Origin of the sequence: Carboxylicivirga caseinilyticus (assembly GCF_050589785.1) — a bacterium.
GTDB lineage: Bacteria > Bacteroidota > Bacteroidia > Bacteroidales > Marinilabiliaceae > Carboxylicivirga > Carboxylicivirga caseinilyticus.
The window spans coordinates 1-1,312 of sequence record NZ_JBNGOX010000102.1; the positions used below are offsets into that span (position 1 = coordinate 1).

Here is a 1,312-nt window from a genome sequence, read left to right on the forward strand (position 1 = left end):
CATTGGTGGGCGCTTAAAACCCACTGATTATTAATTGTTTATTTTTAAGTTCTTTGACATTTTTGTAATCGTATTTCGTAAGCACCTCTCTTACAGGAGTTTTATCAAGTAGCGAAATGCTGAGAATTTGTAGAATTTCGTAGATTGAGCGGTCAACTTTCAGTTTGTTACCAATTATGGCAACAAGGCAGTATGCGATGATTGCACAATACATCTGGATTTTTACAGCATTAAGAGTTGTTCCCCAAAAGGATTTAATCTTGAGATGCTGCTTCATCCACTTGAAGAACAATTCCACTTCCCAGCGTTTTTTATACAGATAAGCTATGTCAGTTGCTTTAAGTTCCATGTTGTTAGTAAGGAATATTAGTTCCTTATTTATTTCAGAATCATAGTACTTAATCCTCCTAAGTTTTTCTGGATAGTCTCTGCTTGGGTAGTAAGTTTCAAGCTTGCCGATTTGATCATATTTCACTCCGGTTGTCTTATCAACGGTCATGGAATACATCCGGTTGAACCGCATGTTATCTTTCGCCCGTGTAACAAAGAAAGCTCGCTGCTGGTGAAGATGATACAATCTCTTATAATCAATGTAAGCTTTATCGATTACGTAGAAGCTACCGGGTTCATAAGAGATTAAATCAAGAGCATTAACATCGTGCATCTTGGCATTTGAGATATACAGAAACGCAGGAATTGATGTTTTTACATCATACAGAGTATGCAGTTTTATACCACCCTTCGTTCTCCTAAACTCAGCCCACCAAAATACACTGAGACAAAGATCGATTGTTGATGAATCGAATGCATAAACATTACCTTCAACATTGATCTCAAAGTCCGATCTATAGCAGCTCTTTCGTGCCTCCTCAATGAGAACATACGCAAATTCTTCAAAGATTTTATAGCAACGTTTCTCATTGGCATTGCCAAGGTTTCTCCGTGATACATTTGGACCAAATCCTAGATGATAATATTTGGATTTATGCGCTTCAAGGCTGAGAAGTAAATCTCTCATGCTGTCCCTTGAAGTTAATTGTCCAAATACCATGCAGAGCATTTGGTTCCAACAGGTAAAAGTTCTTACATGCTTATTTCCCTTGTGTTTTTCAACAATCCTGTCAAAGACACGTCTGGGTATAAAATCTGTAAGTTGAGCGAAGATATATTTGCCTTGGTTCATGGATAATTGCTTGTTTCAATGCAAAATATCCATAATTCAATTCAAATCGTCACGCTATTAAAAATCGCTACAAGTACGACTAACAAAGAATTTCAAAGATCGTTTTTTAATCTTAATCGCCCACTAGTG

General features: G+C 36.9%; 1 protein-coding gene. It reads right to left on the reverse strand.

Features of this window, described 5'->3' with window-relative positions; all coding sequences use genetic code 11:
* Positions 1-13: 13 nt before the first annotated feature.
* Positions 14-1,183, reverse strand: coding sequence for an IS4 family transposase (locus ACRD62_RS22385; RefSeq protein ID WP_430822310.1), 1,170 nt, complete (start codon positions 1,181-1,183; stop codon positions 14-16).
* Positions 1,184-1,312 lie beyond the last annotated feature (129 nt).

What these genes read in the sequence shown, in the direction of transcription:
- ACRD62_RS22385 (WP_430822310.1), bottom strand. Translation starts at nt 1,183, where the DNA reads ATGAACCAAGGCAAATATATCTTCGCTCAACTTACAGATTTTATACCC.